23 protein-coding genes are annotated in these 25,907 nt (G+C 72.3%); 12 read left to right on the plus strand and 11 right to left on the minus strand.

What is annotated here, in order from left to right:
• The first annotated feature begins 69 nt into the window (after positions 1–69).
• The 3 genes from AC5WAM_RS30585 to AC5WAM_RS30595 all read left to right on the plus strand — a co-directional run bounded on the left by AC5WAM_RS30585 (position 70) and on the right by AC5WAM_RS30595 (position 3,168).
• Positions 70–1,011 carry an RluA family pseudouridine synthase gene (locus tag AC5WAM_RS30585; RefSeq protein WP_138959220.1) on the plus strand — a complete coding sequence of 314 codons (942 nt, stop codon included), beginning with the start codon at positions 70–72 and terminating at the stop codon, positions 1,009–1,011.
• The gene (locus tag AC5WAM_RS30590) at positions 1,008–1,481 is read left to right on the plus strand and encodes a GNAT family N-acetyltransferase (RefSeq protein WP_495519512.1); all 474 of its coding nucleotides are present in this window, start codon (positions 1,008–1,010) and stop codon (positions 1,479–1,481) included. The genes AC5WAM_RS30585 and AC5WAM_RS30590 overlap by 4 nt, the downstream gene beginning before the upstream one ends.
• Positions 1,482–1,581: 100 nt before the next feature.
• The gene (locus AC5WAM_RS30595) at positions 1,582–3,168 is read left to right on the plus strand and encodes a Na+/H+ antiporter (RefSeq protein ID WP_495519513.1); all 1,587 of its coding nucleotides are present in this window, start codon (positions 1,582–1,584) and stop codon (positions 3,166–3,168) included.
• A gap of 12 nt (positions 3,169–3,180) precedes the next feature.
• On the opposite strand, the gene AC5WAM_RS30600 is transcribed toward AC5WAM_RS30595, so the two are convergent.
• Positions 3,181–4,272: a mechanosensitive ion channel family protein gene (locus AC5WAM_RS30600; protein ID WP_495519514.1), complete on the minus strand. Its 1,092-nt coding sequence runs from the start codon at positions 4,270–4,272 to the stop codon at positions 3,181–3,183.
• A 77-nt stretch (positions 4,273–4,349) separates the two neighbouring features.
• On the opposite strand from AC5WAM_RS30600, the gene AC5WAM_RS30605 reads away from it, so the two are divergent.
• On the plus strand, positions 4,350–4,919 hold the full coding sequence (locus tag AC5WAM_RS30605; protein WP_495519515.1) for a dienelactone hydrolase family protein: 570 nt from the start codon (positions 4,350–4,352) through the stop codon (positions 4,917–4,919).
• 53 nt (positions 4,920–4,972) lie between these two features.
• Here AC5WAM_RS30605 and AC5WAM_RS30610 read toward each other — a convergent pair whose 3' ends face one another.
• The 4 genes from AC5WAM_RS30610 to AC5WAM_RS30625 form a co-directional block, all read right to left on the minus strand.
• Complete coding sequence (locus AC5WAM_RS30610) at positions 4,973–6,673, minus strand: alkaline phosphatase D family protein (RefSeq protein WP_495519516.1); 1,701 nt, start codon at positions 6,671–6,673, stop codon at positions 4,973–4,975.
• A 104-nt stretch (positions 6,674–6,777) separates the two neighbouring features.
• Positions 6,778–7,596, minus strand: a complete 819-nt coding sequence (locus AC5WAM_RS30615) for a thioredoxin domain-containing protein (RefSeq protein WP_495519517.1) — start codon at positions 7,594–7,596, stop codon at positions 6,778–6,780.
• 40 nt (positions 7,597–7,636) lie between these two features.
• Entirely contained in the window at positions 7,637–8,326 is a 690-nt protein-coding gene (locus AC5WAM_RS30620) for a hypothetical protein (protein WP_495519518.1), read from the minus strand.
• Positions 8,327–8,451: 125 nt separating this feature from the next.
• The gene (locus tag AC5WAM_RS30625) at positions 8,452–9,804 is read right to left on the minus strand and encodes a DUF2252 domain-containing protein (RefSeq protein ID WP_366790755.1); all 1,353 of its coding nucleotides are present in this window, start codon (positions 9,802–9,804) and stop codon (positions 8,452–8,454) included.
• Positions 9,805–9,983: 179 nt separating this feature from the next.
• On the opposite strand from AC5WAM_RS30625, the gene dnaE reads away from it, so the two are divergent.
• Complete coding sequence (gene dnaE / locus AC5WAM_RS30630) at positions 9,984–13,523, plus strand: DNA polymerase III subunit alpha (protein ID WP_366790754.1); 3,540 nt, start codon at positions 9,984–9,986, stop codon at positions 13,521–13,523.
• A gap of 145 nt (positions 13,524–13,668) precedes the next feature.
• Here dnaE and AC5WAM_RS30635 read toward each other — a convergent pair whose 3' ends face one another.
• A complete protein-coding gene (locus AC5WAM_RS30635) occupies positions 13,669–13,839 on the minus strand; it encodes a hypothetical protein (RefSeq protein ID WP_170316405.1) in 171 nt (56 codons plus the stop codon).
• A gap of 312 nt (positions 13,840–14,151) precedes the next feature.
• On the opposite strand from AC5WAM_RS30635, the gene AC5WAM_RS30640 reads away from it, so the two are divergent.
• The 4 genes from AC5WAM_RS30640 (at position 14,152) to AC5WAM_RS30655 (ending at position 18,121) form a co-directional block, all read left to right on the plus strand.
• Complete coding sequence (locus tag AC5WAM_RS30640) at positions 14,152–15,372, plus strand: NYN domain-containing protein (protein WP_366790799.1); 1,221 nt, start codon at positions 14,152–14,154, stop codon at positions 15,370–15,372.
• A 128-nt stretch (positions 15,373–15,500) separates the two neighbouring features.
• A complete protein-coding gene (locus tag AC5WAM_RS30645; RefSeq protein WP_495519519.1) occupies positions 15,501–16,538 on the plus strand; it encodes an ABC transporter ATP-binding protein in 1,038 nt (345 codons plus the stop codon).
• 46 nt (positions 16,539–16,584) lie between these two features.
• Positions 16,585–17,406, plus strand: a complete 822-nt coding sequence (locus tag AC5WAM_RS30650; protein ID WP_495519520.1) for an ABC transporter permease — start codon at positions 16,585–16,587, stop codon at positions 17,404–17,406.
• A 58-nt stretch (positions 17,407–17,464) separates the two neighbouring features.
• Positions 17,465–18,121: a DUF2567 domain-containing protein gene (locus AC5WAM_RS30655; protein WP_366790752.1), complete on the plus strand. Its 657-nt coding sequence runs from the start codon at positions 17,465–17,467 to the stop codon at positions 18,119–18,121.
• Between the two features lie 201 nt (positions 18,122–18,322).
• Here the strand turns inward: AC5WAM_RS30655 and AC5WAM_RS30660 are convergent, their stop codons facing one another.
• The 5 genes from AC5WAM_RS30660 to AC5WAM_RS30680 form a co-directional block, all read right to left on the minus strand.
• Positions 18,323–18,397 (minus strand): hypothetical protein, encoded by a 75-nt coding sequence (locus AC5WAM_RS30660; protein WP_467095488.1) that lies wholly within the window; start codon positions 18,395–18,397, stop codon positions 18,323–18,325.
• Between the two features lie 40 nt (positions 18,398–18,437).
• Positions 18,438–18,938, minus strand: a complete 501-nt coding sequence (gene ybaK / locus AC5WAM_RS30665; RefSeq protein WP_366790751.1) for a Cys-tRNA(Pro) deacylase — start codon at positions 18,936–18,938, stop codon at positions 18,438–18,440.
• 43 nt (positions 18,939–18,981) lie between these two features.
• Positions 18,982–19,722, minus strand: a complete 741-nt coding sequence (locus tag AC5WAM_RS30670; protein WP_138959205.1) for an LON peptidase substrate-binding domain-containing protein — start codon at positions 19,720–19,722, stop codon at positions 18,982–18,984.
• 11 nt (positions 19,723–19,733) lie between these two features.
• Positions 19,734–20,750: a hypothetical protein gene (locus AC5WAM_RS30675; RefSeq protein WP_495519521.1), complete on the minus strand. Its 1,017-nt coding sequence runs from the start codon at positions 20,748–20,750 to the stop codon at positions 19,734–19,736.
• Between the two features lie 247 nt (positions 20,751–20,997).
• Positions 20,998–22,512: an oxidoreductase gene (locus AC5WAM_RS30680; protein WP_495523677.1), complete on the minus strand. Its 1,515-nt coding sequence runs from the start codon at positions 22,510–22,512 to the stop codon at positions 20,998–21,000.
• 372 nt (positions 22,513–22,884) lie between these two features.
• Here AC5WAM_RS30680 and hisD point away from each other — a divergent pair, with 372 nt between their 5' ends.
• From hisD to hisB, 3 genes are read left to right on the plus strand one after another with little or no spacing between them, the layout of a single operon-like run.
• On the plus strand, positions 22,885–24,207 hold the full coding sequence (gene hisD, locus AC5WAM_RS30685; protein ID WP_495519522.1) for a histidinol dehydrogenase: 1,323 nt from the start codon (positions 22,885–22,887) through the stop codon (positions 24,205–24,207).
• Positions 24,204–25,316, plus strand: coding sequence for a histidinol-phosphate transaminase (locus AC5WAM_RS30690; RefSeq protein WP_495519523.1), 1,113 nt, complete (start codon positions 24,204–24,206; stop codon positions 25,314–25,316). Before hisD ends, AC5WAM_RS30690 begins: the two co-directional genes overlap by 4 nt.
• Positions 25,313–25,906, plus strand: coding sequence for an imidazoleglycerol-phosphate dehydratase HisB (gene hisB, locus AC5WAM_RS30695; protein ID WP_366790746.1), 594 nt, complete (start codon positions 25,313–25,315; stop codon positions 25,904–25,906). Before AC5WAM_RS30690 ends, hisB begins: the two co-directional genes overlap by 4 nt.
• Position 25,907: the final 1 nt, after the last annotated feature.

Genomic DNA, 25,907 nt, shown 5'->3' on the forward strand with positions numbered 1-25,907 from the left:
CCGTACCGAAGGCCCCGCGCGCGGGGCCTTCGGTACGGGAGTGTCCGCCCCCTCCTGCATACTCGTGGGGTGAGCACGATTCCCGAGATCCGTACCCTGCCCGTGCCCGACGGCCTGGAGGGCGAGCGCGTCGACGCCGCCATCTCGCGCATGTTCGGGTTCTCCCGCACGAAGGCCGCCGAGCTCGCGGCCGCCGGCAAGGTGCTGGTCGACGGCGCGGTCGCCGGCAAGTCCGAGCGCGTGCACGGCGGCGCCTGGCTGGAGGTGGAGATGCCGCAGGCGCCCGCCCCGGTGCAGATCGTCGCCGAGCCCGTCGAGGGCATGGAGATCGTGCACGACGACGAGGACATCGTCGTGATCGTCAAGCCCATCGGCGTCGCCGCGCACCCGAGCCCCGGCTGGACCGGCACCACCGTGATCGGCGGCCTCGCGGCGGCGGGGTACCGCATCTCGACGTCCGGCGCCGCCGAGCGCCAGGGCATCGTGCACCGCCTGGACGTGGGCACCTCGGGCCTGATGGTGGTCGCCAAGTCCGAGCGGGCGTACACGTCGCTGAAGCGCCAGTTCAAGGAGCGCACGGTCGACAAGCGGTACAACGCGCTGGTGCAGGGCCACCCCGACCCCATGAGCGGCACCATCGACGCCCCCATCGGCCGCCACCCGAACCACGACTACAAGTGGGCGGTCACCGCCGAGGGCAAGCCCTCGGTCACGCACTACGACCTGATGGAGGCCTTCCGCTCCGCCTCGCTGCTCGACATCAAGCTGGAGACGGGCCGCACCCACCAGATCCGCGTCCACATGGCCGCCCACCGCCACCCGTGCGTGGGCGACCTGACGTACGGCGCGGACCCGACGATCGCCAAGCGCCTGGGCCTGACCCGGCAGTGGCTGCACGCGGTGCGGCTCGGCTTCGAGCACCCCGGGGACGGCCAGTGGGTCGAGTACGCGAGCGGCTACCCCGACGACCTCCAGCAGGCCCTCGACCGGGTGCGGGCGGAGAGCCAGTGAGCACCCCCGTGACCTGCCGGGTCGCGGTCGGCCAGGAGGACCTGGACGCCTGTTTCGCCGTCCGCAAGGAGGTCTTCGTCGCCGAGCAGGGCGTGCCCGAGGACCTGGAGTACGACGCGTACGACACGGGGGCCGTGCACGTCCTCGCGGTGCGCCGCGAGGACGGGGCGCCGCTCGGCACCGGCCGGCTCCTCACGGGCGAGGCCGCGGCCGTCAAGAACGGCGGGGACGCCACCGTGGGGGCCCTGGGCAGGCTGGCCGTGCTGCGCTCCGCGCGCGGGCTCGGGGTCGGCGCCGCGCTGGTCCGGGCCATCGAGGACGCCGCCCGCGAGCGCGGGCTCGGCGCCGTCGACCTGCACGCGCAGACGCACGCCCTGGGGTTCTACGAACGGCTGGGGTACGAGGTGTACGGCCCGGAGTTCCCCGACGCGGGAATCCCGCACCGGGCCATGCGCAAGGCACTGCGCTAGCCGGACGCAGCCGGGCGGGCGGGTGATTCGCCCGCTTTGCCCCCTTCCGTGGCAAGGTTGAGGTCCTGATCGTGCAGGACTCGGCTCCCGGAGGGCACCCGTGGATCAACTGGCGCTGCTGCTCGTCCTGTTGCTGGGAGCCGTGGTGACGGTGCCGGTGGGGGACCGGCTCGGGCTCCCCGCGCCCGTCCTGATGACGCTCGGGGGCATCGTCCTCGCGTATCTGCCCTTCGTGCCGAACGTGGACGTCCCGCCGGACTTCATCCTTCCGCTGGTGCTTCCGCCGCTGCTCTACGCCGCCGTGCAGCGCACGTCCTGGCGGCAGTTCGCGGCCAACATCCGCCCCATCCTGCTGCTCGCCGTCGCCCTCGTCTTCGTGACGACGGCGGCCGTCGCGGCCGTCGCGCACGCGATCGTGCCGGGCCTGCCGCTGGCCGCCGCGCTCGCCCTCGGCGCGCTCGTCGCCCCGCCCGACCCGGTCGCGGCGACCGCGGTGGCCGGATCGCTAGGCCTGCCGCGGCGCCTGGTGTCGATCCTGGAGGGCGAGGGCCTGTTCAACGACGTCACGGCGATCGTGCTCTACCACGTGGCGATCGCCGCCGCCGTCAGCGGCACCTTCTCCTGGCCGTCGGCGGCCGGTCAGCTCGTGCTCTCCGCGGTCGTCGCCGTGGCCGTGGGGCTCGCGCTCGGCTGGCTGAGCAACCAGCTGATGGGCCGGCTCGCCGACGCGACGCTCCAGACGGGCCTGACCCTGCTCGTGCCGTTCGTCGCCTACGTCCTCGCCGAGGAGCTGCACGGCTCCGGCGTCCTCGCCGTCCTGACCACCGCGCTCTATCTGGCCGAGCACGCCGTCGACGCCGACGACGTGCTCGGCCGGATCACCGGCCAGTCCTTCTGGCAGATCGTCGACACGCTGGTCACCGGCGTCGCCTTCGGGCTCATCGGGCTCGAACTGCACAACGTCTTCGGCACGTCCGAGGGGCGCGAGTGGCAGATGCTCGGCTGGGGCGCCGCGGTCGTGGCCGTCGTCGTCGGCGTACGGCTGCTGTGGCTGCTGCCCGCGACGTGGCTCGCCAAACGACTGCACCAGCGGCGCGACTACGACGAGGAGATCCCGATGTCGTGGCGCGAGACCGTCGTCATGTGGTGGTCGGGGATGCGCGGCGTCGCCTCGGTCGCGCTCGCCCTCGCCATCCCGCTCAAGACGGACGACGGAGCCCCGTTCCCGGGCCGCGACGAGGTCGTCTTCATCGCCTTCTGCGTCATCATGGCCACGCTCGTCGCCCAGGGCCTGACCCTGCCCTGGCTGGTGAAGAAGCTCGGCGTCCGCGCGGACACCGACGCCGAGCGGGCCCTGGAGCGCGCTCTCGCCCTGCGCGCCGCCAAGGCCGCCAAGGCCCGGCTCCGGGAGATCGAGGAGGTCGAGGAGCTGCCCGAGGAGCTGTCCGAGCGGCTCCTGCGCGGCGCCTTCGACATCGGCGCCCGGATCAGCCCGGACATCGTCGACGACGAGCGGCGCGAGCGGTACGCCAAGCGCGTCGACCGCTTCAAGGCGGTCCAGCGCATCCAGCGCGAGATGATGTCGGCGGCCCGGCACGCGGTCCTCTCCGCGCGCAGCGAGCCCGGCTCCGACCCGGAGATCGTGGACCGGGTCCTGCGCCAGCTCGACGTCCGCAGCCTGCGCTGACGGGCGCCCGGCTCAGCCCCGGCCGGTGCGCGGCGCGTGCGGCGCCGTCGGGCGCGGCCGGGCGTCGTCGGGCGGCAGCTCCGCCCAGGCGGTGTTGACCCGTGGCAGCGCGTACGGATGGTGCTCGGCCAGCCAGGCGACGAGCTGCTCGCGGACCGTGACCCGTACCGTCCAGATGTCGTCGGCGTCCTTGGCGGTGGCGAGCGCGCGCACCTGGATCGTGCTGACCGTGGTGTCGGTCACCGCCAGGCCCCAGTCCCGGCCGTCCCAGGCGGCGCAGTCGCGCAGCACGTCGTGCAGCTTCTCGCGCATGGCCGCGACCGGGGCGGTGTGGTCGAGGTGGAAGAAGACCGTGCCGGTCATCTGGGAGCCGCCGCGCGACCAGTTCTCGAACGGCTTCGACGTGAAGTACGAGACGGGCATCGTGATCCGCCGCTCGTCCCAGGTGCGCACGGCCAGGAACGTCAGCGTGATCTCCTCGACGGTGCCCCACTCGCCGTCCACGACGACGGTGTCGCCGATCCGCACCATGTCGCCGAACGCGATCTGCAGCCCGGCGAAGAGGTTCCCGAGCGTGGACTGCGCGGCGACGCCCGCCACGATGCCCAGGATGCCCGCGGACGCCAGGAGCGAGGCCCCGGCCGCCTGCATCGCGGGGAACGTGAGCAGCATCGCGGCCACCGCCACCACGCCGATCAGGGCCGCGACGACGCGCTGGATCAGCGTCACCTGCGTACGGACGCGGCGCACCCGGGCGGGGTCGCGGTGGGTGGCGGCGTAGCGCGCGTACGACGCTTCCACTATCGCCGTGGAGATCCGCACCGCGAGCCAGGCCACCGAGCCGATCAGGACCAGGGTGAGGGCTCTGCCGATGCCCGCCGAGTGGTCCTCGGCGATCTTGGCGTGCGCGTACGAGCCGCGCAGCAGGGCGGCGCACAGGACGACTTGCAGGGGCAGGCGGCAGCGGCGGAGCAGTCCCCACAGGGGACGCTGCGGCTGCAGGGCGTCGGCACGGCGCAGTGCCGTGTCCACCAGCCAGCCGACGGCCAGGGTGAGCACGAGTACGGCGCCGACCACGATCAACGGTCGCAGGACGTTCTCCATGTGTCCGAGGGTAGGTGGAGCGGGTGGGACGATCGAGAGCAGGTGGGACGGGTGGGCTCGGATGGCACGATGGAGCCATGAACATCGTGCTTTTCCATTCGACGTACGGGCTGCGGCCCGCGGTGCGCGCGGCGGCCGACCGGCTGCGCGCGGCGGGCCACCAGGTGTGGACCCCCGACCTCTTCGAGGGGCGCGTCTTCGACACCGTCGAGGAGGGCATGGCCCACCAGGAAGAAGTGGGCAGGGACGAGCTCCTCAAACGTGCGGTTCTGGCCGCGGCGCCGTACTCGGACCGCGGCCTGGTCTACGCGGGCTTCTCGTTCGGCGCCTCGGTCGCGCAGACCCTCGCGCTCGGCGACGACAAGGCGCGCGGCCTGCTGCTCCTGCACGGCACGAGCGACATCGCCGAGAACGCGTCGGTGGACGGCCTGCCGGTGCAGCTGCACGTCGCCGAGCCCGACCCGTTCGAGACGGACGACTGGCTGAGCGCCTGGTACCTGCGGATGGGCCGGATCGGCGCCGACGTGGAGGTCTACCGCTACGCCGGGGCGGGCCACCTGTTCACCGACCCGGACCTGGACGACTACGACGCCGACGCGGCCGAGACCACCTGGCGCACGGCCCTCGGCTTCCTCCAGACCCTCTAGGGGGCGTCGGCGGGGCACGGTGACGCGCGTGCGCCACCGTGCCCGGCGAGCGGTCAGCGCACCGGCTCGCGCACCCGCTCCACCTTCTGCGTCCCGCTGAGCGTTCGGTACGAGCGGGCCCAGGACGACGTGGCCTTGGGGTCCTTGCGGTCGGAGACCACGTAGTAGTCCATCTGCGAGCGCTCGGCGGTCACGTCGAGGACGCCGTAGCCGTGCGAGTCCATGTCCAGCCACTTCACATGGCGGTTGGCGGCCTTGACGGCGGCCACGCCGACGAGCGACAGCGTGTGCGGCGCCACCTTCAGATAGTCGTCGACGTTGTCGGAGGTCACGGACGTGACGACGAACTCCGTGGCGGCCGACGGCGACGACGGGTACGTGGCGGCCGTGACGGGCACGTCGTTCGCCCAGGCCATGTGGATGTCGCCGGTCAGGAACACCGTGTTCTCGACGCCCTTGTCCCGCAGGTGCCCGATCAGCTCCTTGCGGTCGTGCGTGTAGCCGTCCCACTGGTCGGTGTTGACGGCCAGGCCCTCCTTGGGCAGGCCGAGCAGCTCGGCAAGCGGCGCGAGCAGATACGCCGGGAGCGAGCCGAAGGCCACCGGCGAGATCATCACCGAGGTGCCCACCAGCTTCCACGCGGCGTCGGAGGAGGCCAGGCCCGCCTTCAGCCAGTCGAGCTGGGCGCGCCCCGTGATCGTGCGCTCCGGCGAGTCCACGGCGCCGCTGCCGGGCTTGGCCTGCTGGGAGCGGAACGAGCGCAGGTCGAGCAGGTGCAGATCGGCCAGCTTGCCGAAGCGCAGGCGGCGGTAGACGGTGCCCTCGGTGGAGGGGCGGACCGGCATCCACTCGAAGTACGCCTGCTTGGCGGCGGCCACGCGCGCGGCCCAGGGGCCCTCGGTCTCGGGCTGGTGGTTCTCCGCGCCGCCGGACCAGGCGTCGTTGGCGACCTCGTGGTCGTCCCAGATCGCGATGACCGGGTGCGTGGCGTGCATCGCCAGGGCGTCCGGGTCGGTCTTGTGGACGCCGTGGCGCTCGCGGTAGTCGGCGAGCGTGACGATTTCGTGCTGGGGGCGGTGCTCGCGCACCAGGCCGCGGGTGGAGGCGTAGCCGCCGGACGCGTACTCGTACAGGTAGTCGCCGAGGTGCAGGACCGCGTCGAGCTCGGTGCGGGCCGCGAGGTGGCGGTACGACGAGAAGTAGCCCGCCTCCCAGTTGGCGCAGGAGACCACGCCGAAGCGGACGCCGGGCGCGGCCGCGTCGTGCGCGGGCGCGGTGCGGGTCCGGCCGACGGGCGAGCGCACCGTGGAACCGCCCTCTACGGAGAAGCGGTAGTAATAGGTGGTGGCCTGGCGCAAGCCCCTTACATCCGCCTTGACGGTGTGGTCGCTCGCCGCCGTCGCGGTGGTGGTTCCCCGGCCGACGACCCGGGTGAAGCCCTTGTCCTCGGCCACCTCCCAACCCACCTGCACGTCGGGGCCCTTGCCGGAGCCGGGCACCGCGTCCGGGGTCGGCGTGACGCGCGTCCAGAGCAGGACGCCGTCGGGCAGCGGGTCGCCGGAGGCGACGCCGTGCGCGAAGGCCGGGCCGTCGGCGGCGCGGGCGGTCCCCGCTGCCGCGAGCGGCGCGGCGAGGACGGCGGTGGCGGCCGCGGCCTTGACGACGGTCCGGCGGCGCGGTGTGAGTGCGGCGGCCCGCGGTCTGCCGGAGTCCTCGGCGGCCGCGGGGGAGTTGTTGTCTATTCGACTGGTCACGAGGAGGAACCCTACGGACCAGTAACGCGGAAAGAGCGGGCGCCCTCGAAAAGTTCGCCCGCTCTTCCTCAAGCCGTCTACTGCGCTTGCGTGATGACTCCCGGTCAGGCCTTCAGGGCCTTGTCCACGGCCTTGGTGAAGTCCTCGGGCGTCATCGGGGCGTTGCGGCCGTCGGCGCCCTTGAGCTGCTTGCCGTTCATGACGAAGGCCGGGGTGCCCTCGACGCCGTCCTTGTTGTCGCTGAAGGCGTCCGACACGGCCAGGGCCCAGCGGTCGTAGGTGCCGTCCTTGACGTCCTTCTTGAAGGCCGCGCTCTTCTTGAGCTCGGGCACCTCGTTGGCGATCTTCAGGAGGTAGGAGTCGTCCTTGAACTTGTCCTGGTCCTCCGCGGGGTGGTTGTCGGCGGAGTACAGGGCCTTCTTGTAGGCGAGGAAGGCGTCCGGGGAGACGTTCAGGGCAGCGCCGAGCGCGCTCATCGCGTTGCGCGAGCCCTCGCCGGGGAAGTTGCGGTCGAGGAAGGTCGCGCCGACGAACTGGACCTTGTACTTGCCGTCCTTGAGGTCCTTCTCGACGGTCGGGCCGACGGCCTGCTCGAAGCTGGCGCAGATCGGGCAGCGCGGGTCCTCGTAGACCTTCAGGGTCTTCTTGGCGCTCGCCTTGCCGACGACGATCGTCGTGCCGTCCTTGCCCGAGGTGTTGGCGGGCTTGACCAGCTTCTGGTCCTTGGCCTCTTCCCAGTAGCCGGGCTTGTTGTTCTGGACGACGGCGTAGCCGATGCCGCCGGCGATGGCGATGACGCCGACGACGGATGCGCCGACGATGATCGACCGCTTGCGCTTCTCGCGCTGGCGCTCGGCCTCCTGCTGGGCGCGGATCCGCTCGCGGGCGGCCTGCTTGGCGGCCTGGCTGTTGCGCTTGCTCATGGTGGTACTCCGTGATGGTGAGAGAGGGGGACGTGCGTACTCAGGCGACAGCGGCCGAGCACGGCGGTCCACGCCGTCCCACGCAGTGCACGAAGAGCCGGGTGCGCGCCGCCCGGGCCCGGAGCACGGGCCGCGGCGCGCGCTGCCCCGGAGCGACCCGGGCGGTCACCACGGCCAGGGCGATCAGCAGCGGCCGGAAGGTGGCCGCGGCCACCGCGCGCAGCAGCTGGGCGAGGGCGCGCTCGCCCCGGTGCAGCCAGGCTGCGGCGGCGAGACCGACGCCGACGTGCGTGGCGAGCAGCAGCCAGGCCGCGCCCGGGTCGGCGTCGGCGAGCAGGGCGGCGGCGCCGTGCAGCCGCTCGCCGCCCGCCATCCGGGCCAGCGGGGTGCCGACGTCGGCGCCGCCGCACAGTACGTCGACGCCGAAGGAGCGCAGCGGGCCCGCGACCGGGCCCCCGGCCTGGCCGTAGCAGACGTGCTGGCCGGTGGTGAAGACCGTGTCCGCGGCGAGCTCCAGCGGGACGAGCAGCGCGGCGATCTTGCCGAAGCCGCGCTCGCGCCCGGCCAGGGCGTACGCGATGACGTAGACGACGGCCGTGATCGCCAGGCAGGTGGTCAGCGGCAGCGGGGCCCGGGACAGCAGGATGTGCGACGCGGCGGACAGCAGCACGACGAGTGCCGTGAACAGTGCCGCGCGCACCACTCTCATCTGGGTCCCGAATATGTCCATCGCGCAAGCGAGTGTGCCATGAGCCTTCGTAAGGCATCCCTAAAGGGTCCCTGTGAATCACTCAGGATCTTGCGGGTGCGTCGCAGGGGCCCCTGTGGGCGCGGCGGGGCCCTGCGGCCGGTCTCCTACAGGCCCGGTATCCGGCCGTTGCGGAAGAGGTCGACGAAGATCTGGTGGTCGGCGCGCGCACGGGCGCCGTAGCGGTGCGCGAAGTCCACGAGGAGGTCCGCGAAGCCCGCCTCGTCGGCCGCGATCGCGGCGTCGATCGCCCGCTCCGTGGAGAACGGCACCAGGTCCGAGTGGCCGCTCTCGTCGTCCGCCGCGGCGTGCATCGCGGCGGTGGCCCGGCCCAGGTCGGCGACCACCGCGGCGATCTCCTCCGGGTCGTCGATGTCCGACCAGTCCAGGTCGACCGCGTACGGCGACACCTCGGCGACGAGCTGGCCCGCGCCGTCCAGCTCGGTCCAGCCGAGCCAGGGGTCGGCGTGCGCTTGCAGGGCGCGCTGCGAGATGACCGTGCGGTGGCCCTCGTGCTGGAAGTACGCGCGGATCGAGGCGTCCGTCACATGGCGCGAGACGGCGGGGGTCTGGGCCTGCTTGAGGTAGATCACGACGTCGTTCTCCAACGCGTCGCTGTTGCCCTCCAGGAGGATGTTGTACGAGGGCAGCCCGGCCGAGCCGATGCCGATGCCGCGGCGGCCCACGACGTCCTTGACGCGGTAGGAGTCCGGGCGGGTCAGGGAGGACTCCGGGAGCGTCTCCAGATAGCCGTCGAAGGCCGCGAGGACCTTGTAGCGCGTGGCGGCGTCCAGCTCGATGGAGCCGCCGCCCGGCGCGAAGCGGCGCTCGAAGTCACGGATCTCCGTCATCGAGTCCAGGAGCGCGAAGCGGGTCAGGGAGCGGGCGGCGCGCAGCGCGCCGAGCAGCGGGCCCTGGGCGGTGTCGAGCGTGAAGGGGGGCACTTCCTCGCTCTTGGCGCCCGTCGCCAGGTCGTGGATCCGCGCGCGGTAGGCCGCCGCGTAGGTCCGCACCAGGCCGGTGATCTGCTCGTCGCTGAGCGCCTTCGTGTAGCCGATCAGGGCGAGCGAGGCGGCGAAGCGCTTGAGGTCCCAGGTGAAGGGGCCGACGTACGCCTCGTCGAAGTCGTTCACGTTGAAGATCAGGCGGCCCTGGGCGTCCATGTACGTGCCGAAGTTCTCCGCGTGCAGGTCGCCGTGGATCCACACCCGGCCCGTGCGGTCGTCCAGATACGGCCCCGTGTGTATCTCCCCGCCGTCGCGCCCGGCGTGCTCGCGCTCCAGGTCGTGGTAGAAGAGGCAGGCCGTGCCCCGGTAGAACGCGAAGGCGGAGGCCGCCATCTTGCGGAACTTCACCCGGAACGCCGCGGGGTCGGCGGCGAGCAGCTCGCCGAAAGCGGTGCCGAAGACGGCGAGGATCTCCTCGCCGCGCTGCTCGGCGGTGGGCTGCGGGACCGACATCGCGGGGTGCCTCCTGGTGCATGACATGGGACAGGTGTTCCGTGCCCCCTGCCCTCTTCCAACGCCCGACCGTACTCCTGAGTGCCGCTCGGCTGTCAGTGACCCGGACTAGACTTCCCCGCTGTCCCCCCAGACTGTCCGCAGCCTGTCGCCGAGTGTTTCCGTTGGAGGCCAAAGCCGTGTCGAAGCCGCCCTTCACGCACCTGCACGTGCACACCCAGTACTCGCTCCTGGACGGCGCGGCACGGCTGAAGGACATGTTCAAGGCGTGCAACGACATGGGCATGACCCACATCGCCATGTCGGACCACGGCAACCTCCACGGGGCGTACGACTTCTTCCACACCGCCCAGAAGGCCGGGGTCACCCCGATCATCGGCATCGAGGCGTACGTGGCCCCGGAGTCGCGGCGCAACAAGCGCAAGATCCAGTGGGGCCAGCCGCACCAGAAGCGGGACGACGTCTCCGGTTCGGGTGGTTACACGCACAAGACGATCTGGGCGGCGAACAAGACGGGCCTGCACAACCTCTTCCGGCTGTCCTCGGACGCGTACGCCGAGGGCTGGCTCCAGAAGTGGCCCCGCATGGACAAGGAGACGATCTCCCAGTGGTCGGAGGGGCTCATCGCCTCCACCGGCTGCCCGTCCGGCGAGCTCCAGACCCGCCTGCGCCTCGGCCAGTTCGACGAGGCCCTGAAGGCCGCCTCGGAGTACCAGGACATCTTCGGCAAGGACCGGTACTTCCTGGAGCTGATGGACCACGGCATCGAGATCGAGCGCCGGGTCCGCGACGGCCTCCTGGAGATCGGCAAGAAGCTCGGCATCCCCCCGCTGGTCACCAACGACTCGCACTACACCTACGCGCACGAGGCGACCGCCCACGACGCCCTGCTCTGCATCCAGACCGGCAAGAACCTCTCGGACCCGGACCGCTTCCGCTTCGACGGCACCGGCTACTACCTGAAGTCCACGGACGAGATGTACGCCGTCGACTCCTCGGACGCCTGGCAGGAGGGCTGCCGCAACACCCTCCTGGTGGCCGAGCAGATCGACACCACCGGCATGTTCGAGAAGCGCGACCTCATGCCGAAGTTCGACATCCCCGAGGGCTTCACCGAGGTCACCTGGTTCCAGGAGGAGGTCCGCCGCGGCATGGAGCGCCGCTACCCGGGCGGCGTCCCCGAGGACCGCCAGAAGCAGGCCGAGTACGAGATGGACACGATCATCTCGATGGGCTTCCCGGGATACTTCCTGGTCGTCGCCGACTTCATCATGTGGGCCAAGAAGCAGGGCATCGCGGTGGGCCCCGGCCGAGGCTCCGCGGCCGGCTCGATCGTCGCGTACGCCATGGGCATCACCGACCTCGACCCGATCACGCACGGCCTGATCTTCGAGCGGTTCCTCAACCCCGAGCGCATCTCCATGCCCGACGTCGACATCGACTTCGACGAGCGCAGGCGCGTCGAGGTGATCCGGTACGTGACGGAGAAGTACGGCTCCGACAAGGTCGCCATGATCGGCACCTACGGCAAGATCAAGGCCAAGAACGCCATCAAGGACTCCGCCCGCGTCCTCGGCTATCCGTACGCGATGGGCGACCGCCTCACCAAGGCCATGCCCGCCGACGTCCTCGGCAAGGGCATCGACCTCGACGGCATCACCAACCCCAGCCACCCGCGCTACAGCGAGGCGGGCGAGATCCGGGCGATGTACGAGAACGAGCCGGACGTGAAGAAGGTCATCGACACAGCCAAGGGCGTCGAGGGCCTGGTCCGGCAGATGGGCGTGCACGCCGCGGGCGTCATCATGTCCAGCGAGCCGATCGTCGACCACGCCCCGATCTGGGTGCGGCACACCGACGGCGTCACCATCACGCAGTGGGACTACCCGCAGTGCGAGTCGCTCGGCCTGCTGAAGATGGACTTCCTCGGCCTGCGCAACCTCACGATCATGGACGACGCCGTCAAGATGGTGAAGGCCAACAAGGGCATCGACCTGGAGATGCTCGACCTCCCGCTCGACGACCCCAAGACCTTCGAACTGCTCTGCCGCGGTGACACACTCGGCGTGTTCCAGTTCGACGGCGGTCCGATGCGCTCGCTGCTCCGCCAGATGCAGCCCGACAACTTCGAGGACATTTCCGCCGTCTCGGCCCTGTACCGGCCGGGCCCCATGGGAATGAACTCGCACACGAACTACGCGGAGCGCAAGAACGGCCGCCAGGAGATCACCCCGATCCACCCGGAGCTGGAGGAGCCGCTCAAGGAGACCCTGGGTCTCACCTACGGCCTGATCGTGTACCAGGAGCAGGTGCAGAAGGCCGCCCAGATCATCGCCGGGTACTCCCTCGGCGAGGCCGACATCCTCCGCCGCGTGATGGGCAAGAAGAAGCCGGAGGAGCTGGAGAAGAACTTCGGCATCTTCCAGGCGGGCGCCCGCAAGAACGGCTACTCCGACGCGGCGATCCAGGCCCTGTGGGACGTCCTGGTCCCGTTCGCCGGATACGCGTTCAACAAGGCGCACTCCTCCGCGTACGGCCTGGTCACGTACTGGACCGCGTATCTGAAGGCGAACTACCCGGCCGAGTACATGGCCGCGCTGCTCACCTCGGTGAAGGACGACAAGGACAAGTCGGCCGTCTATCTGAACGAGTGCCGCCGCATGCGGATCAAGGTCCTCCCGCCGAACGTGAACGAGTCGGTGCACAACTTCGCCGCCCAGGGCGACGACGTGATCCTCTTCGGCCTCGAAGCCGTCCGGAACGTGGGCACCAACGTGGTGGACGCGATCATCCGCTCCCGCAAGGCCAAGGGGAAGTACGCCTCCTTCCCCGACTACCTGGACAAGGTCGAGGCCGCCGCCTGCAACAAGCGCACCACGGAGTCGCTGATCAAGGCCGGTGCCTTCGACACCATGGGGCACACCCGCAAGGGCCTGACCGCGCAGTACGAGCCGATGATCGACAACGTGGTCGCGGTCAAGCGCAAGGAGGCCGAGGGCCAGTTCGACCTCTTCGGCGGCATGGGCGAGGACGACTCCAGCGAGCCCGGCTTCGGCCTGGACGTGGAGTTCTCCGAGGACGAGTGGGACAAGACCTATCTGCTCGCCCAGGAGCGCGAGATGCTCGGTCTGTACGTGTCCGACCACCCCCTCTTCGGCCTGGAGAACGTGCTCGCGGACAAGGCCGACGCGGGCATCGGGCAGCTCACCGGCGGGGACTTCTCCGACGGCGCCGTCGTCACCATCGGCGGCATCATCTCCGGCCTCCAGCGCAAGATGACCAAGCAGGGCAACGCCTGGGCCATCGCCACCGTCGAGGACCTCGCGGGCTCCATCGAGTGCATGTTCTTCCCGGCGACCTACCAGCTGGTCTCGACCCAGCTCGTCGAGGACGCCGTCGTCTTCGTCAAGGGCCGCCTGGACAAGCGCGAGGACGTGCCCCGGCTCGTCGCGATGGAGCTCCAGGTCCCCGACCTGTCGAACGCGGGCACCAACGCCCCGGTCCTCATCACCATCCCCACGGTGAAGGTGAGCCCGCCGATGGTCACCCGGCTCGGCGAGATCCTCAGCCACCACAAGGGCAACAGCGAGGTGCGGATCAAGCTCCAGGGGGCGCAGAAGACCACGGTGCTGCGGCTCGACCGGCACCGCGTGAAGCCGGACCCGGCCCTCTTCGGCGACCTGAAGGTGCTGCTCGGCCCGTCCTGCCTGACGGGCTGACGGACCGACCGGCTGCCGGGGTAACGGACCGACCGGCTGACCGGCTGCCGGGGTAACGGACCGACCGCCTGCCGGACCCGGAGCACCGCACGGCTGAGGGGCGCACCCGCATCGGGTGCGCCCCTCCGGTGTGCCTGAGCCCGCGTCAGTTGTGGCCGAAGCGGCGTTCGCGGTGCTTGCGGGCGACATCGCCCGGGTTCGCCTCGGCGGCGGACTTCGCCTGGGCCTCCATCGAGGACTGCTGCGCCTGCTGCTGACCGCGCTCGGCCTGGGCCGCGGCCTTCTGGTTCCGGTCGCGGTTCTTGTTCTTGGCCATATTGATCTTCCTCCTGCGAAGGATCGGGGGGCCAGGACGCGACCAGACTCACATATATGTGACAATCGTGCATTTCGGGCACTCACCGTGCGTAATAGGGGCTGCCGGAGGGTACGGAGCGGATACGCCACGCCGAAGATCGAGTTTCGAGCCGTTAACCTCCGCGAGGTCGGGCAGACTCGAAGCGAACCCGAAGTGACCCCCAGGACCGCTGGTCCGCGGCCATGTGCCGGTGAGACCGTTCGGGGCACCCGTGGGGAGCTTTCGGGCAAGGCCGGGCAAGCCGGGCAACCTGGAAAGAGGGTGGATCGTGTGGACCGCTGCGTCGTCCTGGTGGACGCCGGGTATCTGCTGGGAGCCGCCGCGAGCCTCCTCGCGGGAGAGCCGTCCCGGTCCAGGATCACCGTCGACCACACCGCGCTCATCCAGGGCCTGCGCGAGCGCGCCGAGTCCGACACCGAGCGGCCGCTCCTTCGCATCTACTGGTTCGACGGCGCGCCCGACCGCGTGCCGCAGCCCGAGCACCGCAGGCTGCGCGTCATGCCGCGCGTGACCGTCCGCCTGGGCGCCCTGACCCGCAGCGACGGGCGGTGGGCGCAGAAGGGCGTGGACGCCGCCATGCACGCCGAGCTGACGGAGCTGGCCCGCAACCGCGCCTGCTCCGACGTCGTGCTCGTCACCGGCGACGGCGATCTGCTGCCCGGCATGATGGCCGCCAAGGAGCACGGCGTCGCCGTCCACCTGTGGGCCGTCCAGGCCGCCGACGGCGACTACAACCAGTCCGAGGACCTCGTCGCCGAGGCCGACGAGCGGCGCGTCCTCGACCGCGCCTGGATCACCAAGGCCGTCCGCGCCAAGGAGCTCGGCGGTGTCTGCGCGCCGCCGCCCGTGCCCCGGCCCGAGATCGCCGCGATCCTCTCCGCGCCGCTGCCCGAGTCCGCCCTGGCCGCCGCCCCCGCGGAGTCCGCCGAGCAGCCCGCCGCCCAGCACGCGGCCGCCTCCCCGCGCGCCCAGGAGAACGGCGACCGGGCCGCCAAGGGCGTCCCCACCCCCAAGGACCTCGCCGCCCTGCGCGGACCGGGCCCGGTCCAGACGGGCAAGGAGCACACCAGCGCGACCCTGCGCTGGTCGTCGGACAAGGGCTGGGTCGACCGCCCCGGCACCCCCTCGGAGTCCGCCGAGGCCGCCGCGCTGCCCACGCTCGCCCAGCTCACCACGGCCGAGCAGCGCTGGGCCGACCGCGAGGAGGACATCACCACCGTCGGCGGGGATCCCTACGAGGTCGGGCAGGTCTTCGCGCGCCGCTGGATGGCGCGCCTGCCCGAGCAGCACAACCTGCAGAAGCTGTCCGCGATGTACCCGCGCATCCCGCACCGCGTCGACGGCGAGCTGCTGCGCTACGCCGCCCGCTTCGGGCTGCTCGCCCACAAGGACGACCAGATCGACGAGCACGACCGCTATGCGATCCGTGCCGGATTCTGGCGGGAAATCGACGTTCGTACCGCCGCCGAGCACGTGCCTGCCGGGGAGTGAGGGGTTTCGCGGCGCCCGGAGCGAGGGCCGGATAAGAACCCTCCAGGGGTTCGCGGCGCGCCCGGACACACGCGTGAGGCCCGCCCCGCGCGCCCCGCCGCGCTGCCGACCCCGTACCCTCGTCCTTCGTGAGTACGCGCGCGGCACAGGCAGTCCGAGGGGGGCTCCGGCAGGGGCACGGCAGCGATGCCGTCTGCGTGGTGCGCGATCTGGTCAAGGTCTATCCCGCAGCCCGGGGCAGGCGCGGCAGGCCCGCGACGCCCGAGGTGCGCGCCAGCGACGGCGTCGGCATCCAGGTGGGCCGCGGCGAGATCTTCGGCCTCCTCGGGCCCAACGGCGCCGGGAAGTCCACCCTCGTACGCCAGCTGACCGGCCTCATGCGCCCCGACAGCGGCAGCGTCGAGGTCCTCGGCCACGACATCGTGCGCCACCCGGAGCGGGCCGCCCGGCTGCTCGCCTACCTCGGCCAGGAGTCGACCGCCCTCGACGAGCTGACCGTCTCCCTCGCCGTCGAGACGACCGCGCGCCTGCGCGGCCTCGACGCGGCCCGCGCCCGGGCCCAGCGCGACGACGTCCTCGACGAGCTCGGGCTCACCGAGCTCGCCTCCCGGCCCCTGAAGAAGCTCTCCGGCGGCCAGCGCAGGCTCGCCTGCTTCGCCACCGCCCTCGTCGGGGAGCGGCAGCTGCTCGTGCTCGACGAGCCGACGACCGGCATGGACCCGGTCGCGCGGCGCGCGGTGTGGGGCGCGGTCGACCGGCGGCGCGCCGAGCGCGGCACGACCGTCCTGCTCGTCACGCACAACGTCATCGAGGCCGAGACCGTGCTCGACCGCGTCGCCGTGCTCGACCACGGCAAGGTCATCGCCTGCGACACGCCCACCGGCCTGAAGGAGAAGGTCGCGGGCGAGGTGCGGGTGGAGCTCGTGTGGCGGGAGCGGGCCCCCGTCGACGTCCCGGAGGTCGCCGCGCTGCGGTCGTCCGCCGTGGAGTCCGGGCGCCGCTGGACCCTGCGGCTCGCGCCGGAGGAGGCCAGGGCGGCCGTCGCCGCGGTCACGGGCGGCGGCGCCTTCGCCGCGCTCGACGACTTCACGCTGGCCACGCCCAGCCTGGAGGACGTGTATCTGGCCCTCGGCGGGCGCGGCGGGGACGGACTGGTGAAGGCGTGAGGGACCGAGCCGTGAAGCGTTGGGACGTCTGCAGGAAGGTTGTCCGTTGAGTGCCGTTCCCCTGGAGGCCGTGATCCGGGCCGAGGACGACCGCGCGGCGGCGGTGGACGTGGCGGCGCCGCTGGGCCCGCGGGCCCGGATGCTTCCCGCCCTGGGCGCGGTATACCGCGCCCAGCTGTCGCGGGCCCGGGTCGCGCGCATCCCGCTGCTCTTCGTCGCCACCTTCCAGTCGGTCGGCATCATGATCCTCATGCGCGGGGTCGTGGACGGCGGCAGCGAGGCCCGCGCGGTCGTGGCCGGCTCGTCCGTCCTCGTCGTGGCCTTCGTCGCGCTGAACCTGCTCGCCCAGTACTTCGGCCAGCTGCGCGCCGACGGCGGGCTCGACCACTACGCCACGCTGCCCGTGCCGCCCGCCGCCGTGGTGCTCGGCGCGGCCGCCGCGTACGCCTCCTTCACCGTGCCCGGCACCATCGTCACGGCGGTCGTCGGCTCCGGGCTCTTCGGCCTGCCGCTGACGCACCTGTGGGTGCTCGCCGCGGTGATCCCGCTCGCCGGTGCCGCGCTCGCCGGGCTCGGCGCCGCCCTCGGGCTGCTCGCGCCCCGGCCGGAACTGGCCACGCTGCTCGGCCAGATGGGCATGTCGGCGGCGCTCCTGCTCGGCGTCCTGCCGGCCGAGCGGATGCCGGGCCTCCTCCAGTACGCGCGCGACCTGCTGCCGTCCACGTACGGCGTCGAGGCGCTCGCCCGCACCTTCGGCGGCGACCCCGACTGGGGCGTCGTGCTGCTCGACCTCGGGGTGTGCGCGGCCGTCGGCGTGGTCTCGCTGACCGCCGCCACCTGGGCCTACCGGCGCGCGGCCGTGCGCTGAGCGCGGGCCGCGTCCGTCCGGTGGCGCGGTTCTCAGGCAGAGCTGGCACCATGTGTGCGTGACCGCACCGCTGACGCCCTCCCAACCGCCGCAGCCCGAGCCCGAACACAATCCCTGGCAGGCGCCGCAGGCCTCCGCGCACCAGCCGGGGCCCGAGGCCGACACCTGGCACGAGGAGGGCGGGCCCGGCATGAAGCGTGAGATCGGGCAGGCCGCGGTGATCGCGGCCGCGGTGGCGGTCAGCGGCGTGCTGCTCGGCCTGCTGTGGCTGTGGCTCGCGCCCCGGGTGCCGCTGATCGCGGACAAGCAGGCGGTCTACCTCAAGGACACCGAGGGCGAGCAGGCCATCGGGGTCGACGGAACGTTCACCCTGCTGGGGCTCGCGTTCGGCTTCGTCAGCGCGCTCGTCGTCTTCCTCCTGCGGCGGCGGGGCGGCATTCCGCTGGTCGTCGGGCTCGCCGCGGGGGCGCTGCTCGGGGCGGTGCTCGCCTGGAAGGTGGGCGTGTGGTTCGGGCCCGACACGGATGTGGTGGCGCACGCGCGGTCCGTGGGCCGGGGGGTCGTGTTCGACGCGCCGATGGAGCTGAACGCGAAGGGGGTGCTGCTCGCGTGGCCCGTCGCCGCGATGATCGTGCACCTGGTGCTCACGGCGCTCTTCGGGCCCCGGGATCCGGAGCCGTTCTCCTCCTACGGGGCCCAGCGGGAGCAGGCCTGACCCTGCCGGGGGCTCCCCAAGCCCGCCCCTTCCCGAAACTGGGGGCTCCGCCCCCAGACCCCCGCTCCTCGAACGCCGGAGAGGCTGGAACTTTCAGCCCGTCCGGCGTTTGAGGACGAGGCGCGGAGCGCCGATACGGGGGTCCCAGGGGCGGAGCCCCCTTGTTCGGGAAGGGGCGGGTCAGGGGCGCCACCGCGGGGCTCAGGCCGGGCGGCGGCCGTGGTTCGACTTGGATTTCCTGACCCGCCACTTCCGCTTTCTCGTTTTCTTCGACATGGGTGTGGTCCTAGTCGAGGATCGCGAGGGCGTCGAGGGGTCAATCACGCCCGATCGGGGCCAGCGTCGCCGAGGTGAGGGCGGCCAGGTCGGCGGGGGAGAGCTCCACCTCCAGGCCCCGGCGGCCCGCCGAGACGCAGATCGTGGCGTGGGCCGAGGCCGAGTCGTCCAGGACCGTGCGGAGCCTCTTGCGCTGGCCCAGGGGGGAGATGCCGCCGCGCACATAGCCGGTGGTGCGCTCCGCCGCGGCCGGGTCCGCCATGACCGCGCGCTTGCCGGAGACCGCCGCCGCCAGGGCCTTGAGGTCGAGCGAGCCCGCGACCGGCACGACCGCCACGGTCAGCTCGCCGTCGACCTCGGCGACCAGGGTCTTGAAGACGCGGTCGGGGGACACGCCCATCGCCTCGGCGGCCTCGTCGCCGTACGAGGGGTGGGACGGGTCGTGGTCGTACGCGTGGAGGGTGAAGGCGACGCCCGCACCCGTGAGGGCGACCGTCGCCGGGGTGCCGCCGGCCTGGGACTTCTTCTGCTTCTTCGCCACTTCGCCTGCCCGTGGGGATGCGTCGGGATACGTCCGGGGTACGTCAGTTGAGGCTCGTCGCGCCGCGCGTGAGGTCCGTCGCGGGCAGCGAGGGCAGATTGCGGATGATCGCGGTCTCGCTGCGCAGCAACGTCAGCTCCTCGCGCAGCCTGGAGGCCGTGTCGGCGGCCTCCAGGAGGCGCTGCTTGGTGGGGGTGTCCAGGACCGCGGCCGCCGCGACCAGGTACGACACCACCGACGGGTCGTCCGGCAGCTCCGTGCCCGTCGACAGGGACCGCTCCCGCGCGCCCGCGAGGCGCTTCTGGTAGGAGCGGAAGGCCCGCAGGACGCCCTCGGCCAGGGCTCCCGCCTCGTCGCCGGGCTCCTCCGGCAGCGGTTCGAGCTCCGCCGTCAGATACGCGCCGGAGGCGTCGACCGAGCGCAGCCGCATCCGGGTGGTGCCGGTGGCGAGCACCTCGAAGCCGCCGTCCTCGCGCTCGCGGATGGTCGCCGCGTCCGCGACGCAGCCCACCGCGTGGAAGGCCCGCAGCGGGTCGTCGCCGAAGCCCGCGGCGGGGCCCTGCTCGGGCCGGGTCGTCTGGTCGGGGAGGCCGGGCGCGCTCGGCGCGACCTCGCTGCCGTCGCGGATCGCGACGACGGCGAACTGCCGCTGGTCCTCGTCGGGAGACTTGAGCAGGTCGCGCATCATGGCGCGATAGCGCTCCTCGAAGACGTTCAGGGGCAGCACGAGCCCCGGGAACAGCACCGAGTTGAGTGGGAACAGGGGGAGCCGGACGGTCGTCACGAGCCGAAAGCCTAACGGCCGCCGTCGGCCGCGCCGTCCGCGCGGCCGCGTCCGGACCGCAGCGGGGTGCGCGCGGCCACCTCGATGCGGACGCCGTCGCGCAGCTCCAGGAACTGTCCGAGCGGGTCGTCGGCGATCCGGTCCCAGGGGAACGAGGTCGCGTACGGGCCGATCAGCCGGAACTGGTCGAGCGCTTCCTGCCAGCGCTCCAGGCGGATGAGGACGTACGCGAGGAGGTTGCGCACCTCGGCCGGCCACGGGTCGGCGGGGGCGTAGGAGGCCGAGAGCGCGATGGCCAGGTCGGCGGCCCCGTCCAGGCGTCCGCGCGGCAGCCGTCCGCCGCCGCCCGCGAGGTACGCGAACGCGGCGCGCACCGGGAGCGCCTGTATCAGCGACCCGGGCAGCGCGTCCGCGGCGGCGCGCTCCGCGAAGTCGAAGCACTCGGTGTGCGAGCCGTACCAGGCCGCGGACAGGTACATCAGCGCCGAGGCGTGACAGCCGTAGTGGTACGAGGAGCGGCGCACCGCCTGGCCCCACAGCTCCTCGAAGTCGGAGTGCGAGGCGTGGGTGCCGCGGGCGTGGTCGAGGGCCACGCGCCAGGGCACGGGGTCGCGCGGGTCGGCCGCGGCCGCCGCCGTGATCAGCGGGCTCACCTCGCGCAGGAGCTCGGCGCGCGCGGGCGACTCCCAGCCGCGCACCACCGCCAGCTCGGCCTTGAGCAGCAGGGCGTCCGGGTCGTGCGGGGCGACGGTCAGCCAGTCGTCGAACCACTCGGGCCGCGAGCGGGCGAAGGCGGCGAGGCGGGTGGCGTACCGGTCGCGGTTCTCCCACTCGGCGGCCTCGCGGGTGGTGGCGAGCAGCTTGGCGGCCGGGCCGTGGTCGCCGCGGCCCGCGGCGACGAGGGCCGGGCCGAGGCGGTCGTCCGGCACGTCGAGCAGCACCTCGTCGGCGGCGGGGAGTCCGTCGGCCAGGTGGGGGGTGTGCCGGACCATGCGGGCCGTGCGGATGAGGGCGCGCAGCAGCGGCATGTGCGGTCCCCCTCGTACGCCTGGACGTTCTGGTGCGGTCGTTGCTGTTGACGGGTGGGGCGAAGGCTTGGTTGTGCGGGGCCGCATAACGGTTCGGCCGCGAATCCAGGGCCCTCGCGGGGGCGCCCCAGGCCCGCCCCTTCCCGCTCCGGGGGCTGCCGCCCCGCTTGTCGGCGCTCCGCGCCTCGTCCTCAAACGCCGGACGGGCTGAGAACTGCCGCAAGCGGCACCATCCAGCAGGAAACCGTCAGTTCCTGCGGAGCAGGCGCGTCGCGCCTGCCGCCACCGTCGTCGCCAGGATCCAGCCCGTCAGGATCAGGGCCGCCGCGAACCACTGCCAGCCGCCGCGGAGCTGCCAGTAGGTGTCCTGGCCCAGGTCGATGACGGGCAGGAGCAGGTCGAGGGCGAACAGGGCCGGGTTCCAGTCGGGGTGCTCGCCCTCCTTGAGGGGCGGGTGGTCGGCGCGGGAGAAGGCGATGGCGCTCGCCGCCCACAGGACCGCCATCCACAGCGCGGCCCGGCCCGGCCGGTAGCCGTAGGCCACCGTCCAGTCCTGCGCGTATCCCCAGAGCTTGGCCGCCAGCGGCAGCGTCTCGCGGCGGCGGCGCTGCTTGGCGAGCAGGACCTCGCGGGCGTCGGCGTCCTCGCCGCCGTTGCGCAGGACGGCGGCGAGCTTCTCGTACGGCTCGGGGTTGTACTCGGCGGTGGCCGCGGCCACCCACTCCAGGCGCCGCGACAGCGGGAAGCCGCTCTGCGGGATGAGGTTCTCGTACGTGAAGCCGCCCATCTGGAGGGCGCCGGGGCCGGGCCAGCTCGTCGCCCGGTCCATCAGGTTGACGACGCGGGCGCCGGACAGGACGACCCTGCCGCGCTGCGGGGCCTCGCCGAGGAAGCGCAGCTCGGGCGTCTGCACCCGGCGCAGCGACACCTCCTGGTCGTCCTTGAGCGTGAAGCGGGCCTGGCCGAAGTCCACCGCGTCGCCGAAGCGCCCGTCGTCGAGGCGGATGCCGCCCTCGCAGCTGAAGCGCTGGACGCGGGTCCCGCGCGCGGGCGTCGTGCCGCTGGTCTGCGGCGGATTGCCGACCCCCGCGGGCGTCAGGTACAGGGTGCGCTCGACGGTGAGCTGCGGGGCGTTCAGGGCGTAGCGGCCGTAGGGGTTGGCCAGGCGGCTGCCGCGCAGGCTCAGGCTGACGCCGACCTTCGCGCCGCGCAGCCGCAGCTCGCCGTGCGACTCCAGCATCTCGGCCTGGAGGTCCTGGCCGACGGTCATGCCGTCGGCCATCAGCGAGCGGGTGCGCCGGTCGCGGTAGACGACGGCCTGGTTGAGCAGCAGGTCCGTGCCGATGTGGGCGTCGGTCAGGCGCATGCCGTTGTGGATGCGGCAGCGGGGCAGGTGCAGATCGCCCTCGGTGTGCAGCCGGGCGGCCTCCAGGCGGGGGATGGAGCAGTCGACCATGCGCAGCGTGGTGAAGCGGGCCTCGGGCAGGAGGACCTCCTTCTCGAAGCGGCAGCCCTTCAGCTCCGTGTACGGCACCACCGTGCCGCCCGCGAGGTCCAGGACGTCCGTGATCCGTACGCCCGTGAGCTTCAGGGACGACACCCGGCCCGCGAGCGCGGGCGGCCCGTCGAGGAGCAGCCAGGCCAGGATGCGGGCCCGCACGCTGCGCTCGGGGCCCCAGGGGTGGGCGCCGTGCGGATCGTCGACCGTGGCGTTGCCCGACCTCAGGTCGTACACCGTGCCGTTGCGGAACGCCTGCCACATCCCGATCTCCGCGGCGGTCAGCCCGTCCGGCGGGTCGCCGATGCCGGTGTCGTCGACCACTGGTGCGTCCTCCCTGAGAGTGCCTTGGGTGTTTCGTGGGTGCTGCCTCTGCCGTGGGGGGCTGTCGACCGGCTGCTCGTCCGTCGTGGCCGGTCGCGCGGTGCCCGCGCCGCTTCGGGGCACGTCCGTGTCTCGTACACCTGTTCATGCCCGTTCAGTGACCGGGTGAACGCTAGTGGTGAAGAGCGCCTTCCGGGAATCCGGCCGGATTCGGAACCCGAGGCTCCGCCGGGGGCGTCTCGCCGAGCGGTCTCGTATCACTCACTGATACGGCCGACCGGCCGCTCACGGCCGTCTGCGAGAATTGGCCATGTGATCTCTCGAATCGATCTGCGCGGCGAGGCCCTCCCCGAGGGCCCCGCGCTGCGCGCCCTGCTGCCCCGTGCCGACTTCGATGTCGCGGCCGCCCTGGAGAAGGTGCGGCCCATCTGCGAAGACGTGCATCATCGCGGCGACGCGGCGCTGATCGAGTACGCGGAGAAGTTCGACGGCGTGCGCCTGGAGCGGGTCCGGGTGCCCGCGGCCGCGCTCGCCAAGGCCCTCGCGGGCCTCGACCCGGACGTGCGCGCCGCCCTGGAGGAGTCCATCCGCCGGGCCCGCACCGTCCACCGCGCCCAGCACCGCGCCCCGCACACCACCCAGGTCGTGCCCGGCGGCTCGGTCACCGAGAAGTGGGTGCCGGTCGAGCGCGTGGGCCTCTACGCCCCGGGCGGCCGGTCCGTCTACCCCTCCTCCGTGATCATGAACGCGGTGCCCGCGCAGGAGGCGGGCGTCGCCTCCATGGCCCTCGCCTCGCCCCCGCAGGCCGACTTCGACGGCCTTCCGCACCCGACGATCCTCGCCGCCTGCGCCCTCCTCGGCATCGACGAGGTGTACGCGGTCGGCGGCGCCCAGGCCGTGGCGATGTTCGCGTACGGCACGGAGGAGTGCGCCCCGGCCAACATGGTCACCGGGCCCGGCAACATCTGGGTCGCCGCCGCCAAGCGGTACTTCACCGGCCGCATCGGCATCGACACCGAGGCGGGCCCGACGGAGATCGCGGTCCTCGCCGACGACACCGCGGACCCGGCGCACATCGCGTCCGACCTGATCAGCCAGGCCGAGCACGACCCGCTCGCGGCCGCCGTCCTGGTCACGGACTCCGTGGCGGTCGCCGACGCGGTCGTCAAGGAACTGGAGCCGCAGGTCGCCGCCACCAAGCACGTCGAGGACCGGATCGCGCCCGCCCTGAGCGGCCGCCAGTCCGCGATCGTGCTCGTGGACGGCCTGGAGGAGGGCCTGCGCGTCGTCGACGCGTACGGCGCCGAGCACCTGGAGATCCAGACCGCCGACGCGCCCGCCGTCGCGGACCGGGTGAAGAACGCGGGCGCGATCTTCGTCGGCCCGTGGGCGCCGGTCTCGCTCGGCGACTACTGCGCGGGCTCCAACCACGTCCTGCCCACCGGCGGCTGCGCCTGCCACTCCTCGGGCCTGTCGGTCCAGTCCTTCCTGCGCGGCATCCACATCGTGGACTACACCCGCGACGCCCTCGCCGAGGTCGCGCACCACGTGGTGACGCTCGCCGAGGCGGAGGACCTGCCCGCGCACGGCGCCGCCGTCAAGGCCAGGTTCGGCTGGAAGGTGCCCGGCCAGTGAGCTCCCTGCACATCGACGACCTCCCCGTACGGGACGAGCTGCGCGGCAAGTCCCCGTACGGCGCGCCCCAGCTGGACGTCCCCGTCCGCCTGAACACCAACGAGAACCCCTACCCGCTGCCCGAGCCCCTCGTCGAGCGCATCGCCGAGCGCGTCCGCGAGGCCGCGCGCTCCCTGAACCGCTACCCCGACCGGGACGCCGTCGAGCTGCGCACCCAGCTCGCCGCCTATCTGACCCGCACCGGCGGCCACGAGGTCACCCGCGCCCACGTCTGGGCGGCCAACGGCTCGAACGAGGTCATCCAGCAGCTCCTGCAGACCTTCGGCGGCCCGGGCCGCACCGCCATCGGCTTCGAGCCCTCGTACTCGATGCACGCCCTGATCGCGCGCGGCACCGGCACCGGCTGGATCTCCGGGCCGCGGAACGACGACTACACGATCGACGTGGAGGCCGCCGCCACGGCCATCGCCGAGAACGCCCCGGACGTCGTCTTCATCACTACGCCCAACAACCCCACGGGCAACGCCGTCCCGCGCGAGGCCGTCATCGCCCTGTACGACGCCGCCCAGGCCGCCAAGCCGTCCATGGTCGTGGTCGACGAGGCGTACGTGGAGTTCAGCCACGGCGAGTCGCTCCTTCCGCTGCTCGAAGGGCGGCCGCACCTGGTGGTCTCGCGCACCATGTCCAAGGCGTTCGGCGCCGCGGGCCTGCGCCTCGGCTATCTGGCCGCCGACCCGGCGGTCGTGGACGCCGTCCAGCTGGTGCGCCTGCCGTACCACCTGTCGGCCGTCACCCAGGCCACCGCGCTCGCCGCCCTGGAGCACACGGACACCCTCCTCGGATACGTCGAGCAGCTCAAGGCCGAGCGCGACCGCCTCGTCACCGGGCTGCGGGACCTCGGCTTCGAAGTGACGGAGTCGGACGCCAACTTCGTCCAGTTCGGGCGGTTCGCCGACGCCCACCGCGCCTGGCGGCGGATCCTCGACCACGGGGTCCTCGTCCGCGACAACGGCGTGCCCGGCATGCTGCGGGTGACCGCGGGAACCCCCGCCGAAAACGACGCGTTCCTCGATGCGGTACGCGCACTCAAGAAGGAGCAGGGAGCATGAGCCGCCTAGGCCGTGTCGAACGGACCACCAAGGAGACCTCGGTCGTCGTCGAGATCGACCTCGACGGCACCGGCAAGGTCGACGTGTCGACCGGGGTCGGCTTCTACGACCACATGCTCGACCAGCTCGGCCGCCACGGCCTGTTCGACCTCACGGTCAAGACCGAGGGCGACCTGCACATCGACAGCCACCACACCATCGAGGACACCGCCCTCGCGCTCGGCGCCGCCTTCAAGCAGGCGCTCGGCGACAAGGTGGGCATCTACCGCTTCGGCAACTGCACGGTGCCGCTCGACGAGTCCCTCGCCCAGGTCACGGTCGACCTCAGCGGCCGCCCGTACCTCGTCCACACGGAGCCCGAGAACCTGGCCCCGATGATCGGCGAGTACGACACGACGATGACCCGGCACATCTTCGAGTCCTTCGTCGCCCAGGCACAGATCGCCCTGCACATCCACGTGCCGTACGGGCGCAACGCCCACCACGTCGTCGAGTGCCAGTTCAAGGCCCTCGCGCGAGCGCTGCGGTACGCCAGCGAGCGCGACCCGCGCGCCGCCGGCATCCTCCCCTCCACCAAGGGAGCGCTGTAAA

This window comes from Streptomyces sp. JLYT201 (assembly GCF_059448825.1).

Coding starts and splice junctions, on each gene's coding strand:
- AC5WAM_RS30600 (WP_495519514.1), bottom strand. CDS start 4,272: ATGGAGAACGTCCTGCGACCGTTGATCGTGGTCGGCGCCGTACTCGTG.
- AC5WAM_RS30605 (WP_495519515.1), top strand. CDS start 4,350: ATGAACATCGTGCTTTTCCATTCGACGTACGGGCTGCGGCCCGCGGTG.
- AC5WAM_RS30615 (WP_495519517.1), bottom strand. CDS start 7,596: ATGAGCAAGCGCAACAGCCAGGCCGCCAAGCAGGCCGCCCGCGAGCGG.
- AC5WAM_RS30620 (WP_495519518.1), bottom strand. CDS start 8,326: ATGGACATATTCGGGACCCAGATGAGAGTGGTGCGCGCGGCACTGTTC.
- AC5WAM_RS30625 (WP_366790755.1), bottom strand. CDS start 9,804: ATGTCGGTCCCGCAGCCCACCGCCGAGCAGCGCGGCGAGGAGATCCTC.
- AC5WAM_RS30635 (WP_170316405.1), bottom strand. CDS start 13,839: ATGGCCAAGAACAAGAACCGCGACCGGAACCAGAAGGCCGCGGCCCAG.
- AC5WAM_RS30675 (WP_495519521.1), bottom strand. CDS start 20,750: ATGCCGCTGCTGCGCGCCCTCATCCGCACGGCCCGCATGGTCCGGCAC.
- AC5WAM_RS30680 (WP_495523677.1), bottom strand. CDS start 22,512: ATGTGGCAGGCGTTCCGCAACGGCACGGTGTACGACCTGAGGTCGGGC.
- hisB (WP_366790746.1), top strand. CDS start 25,313: ATGAGCCGCCTAGGCCGTGTCGAACGGACCACCAAGGAGACCTCGGTC.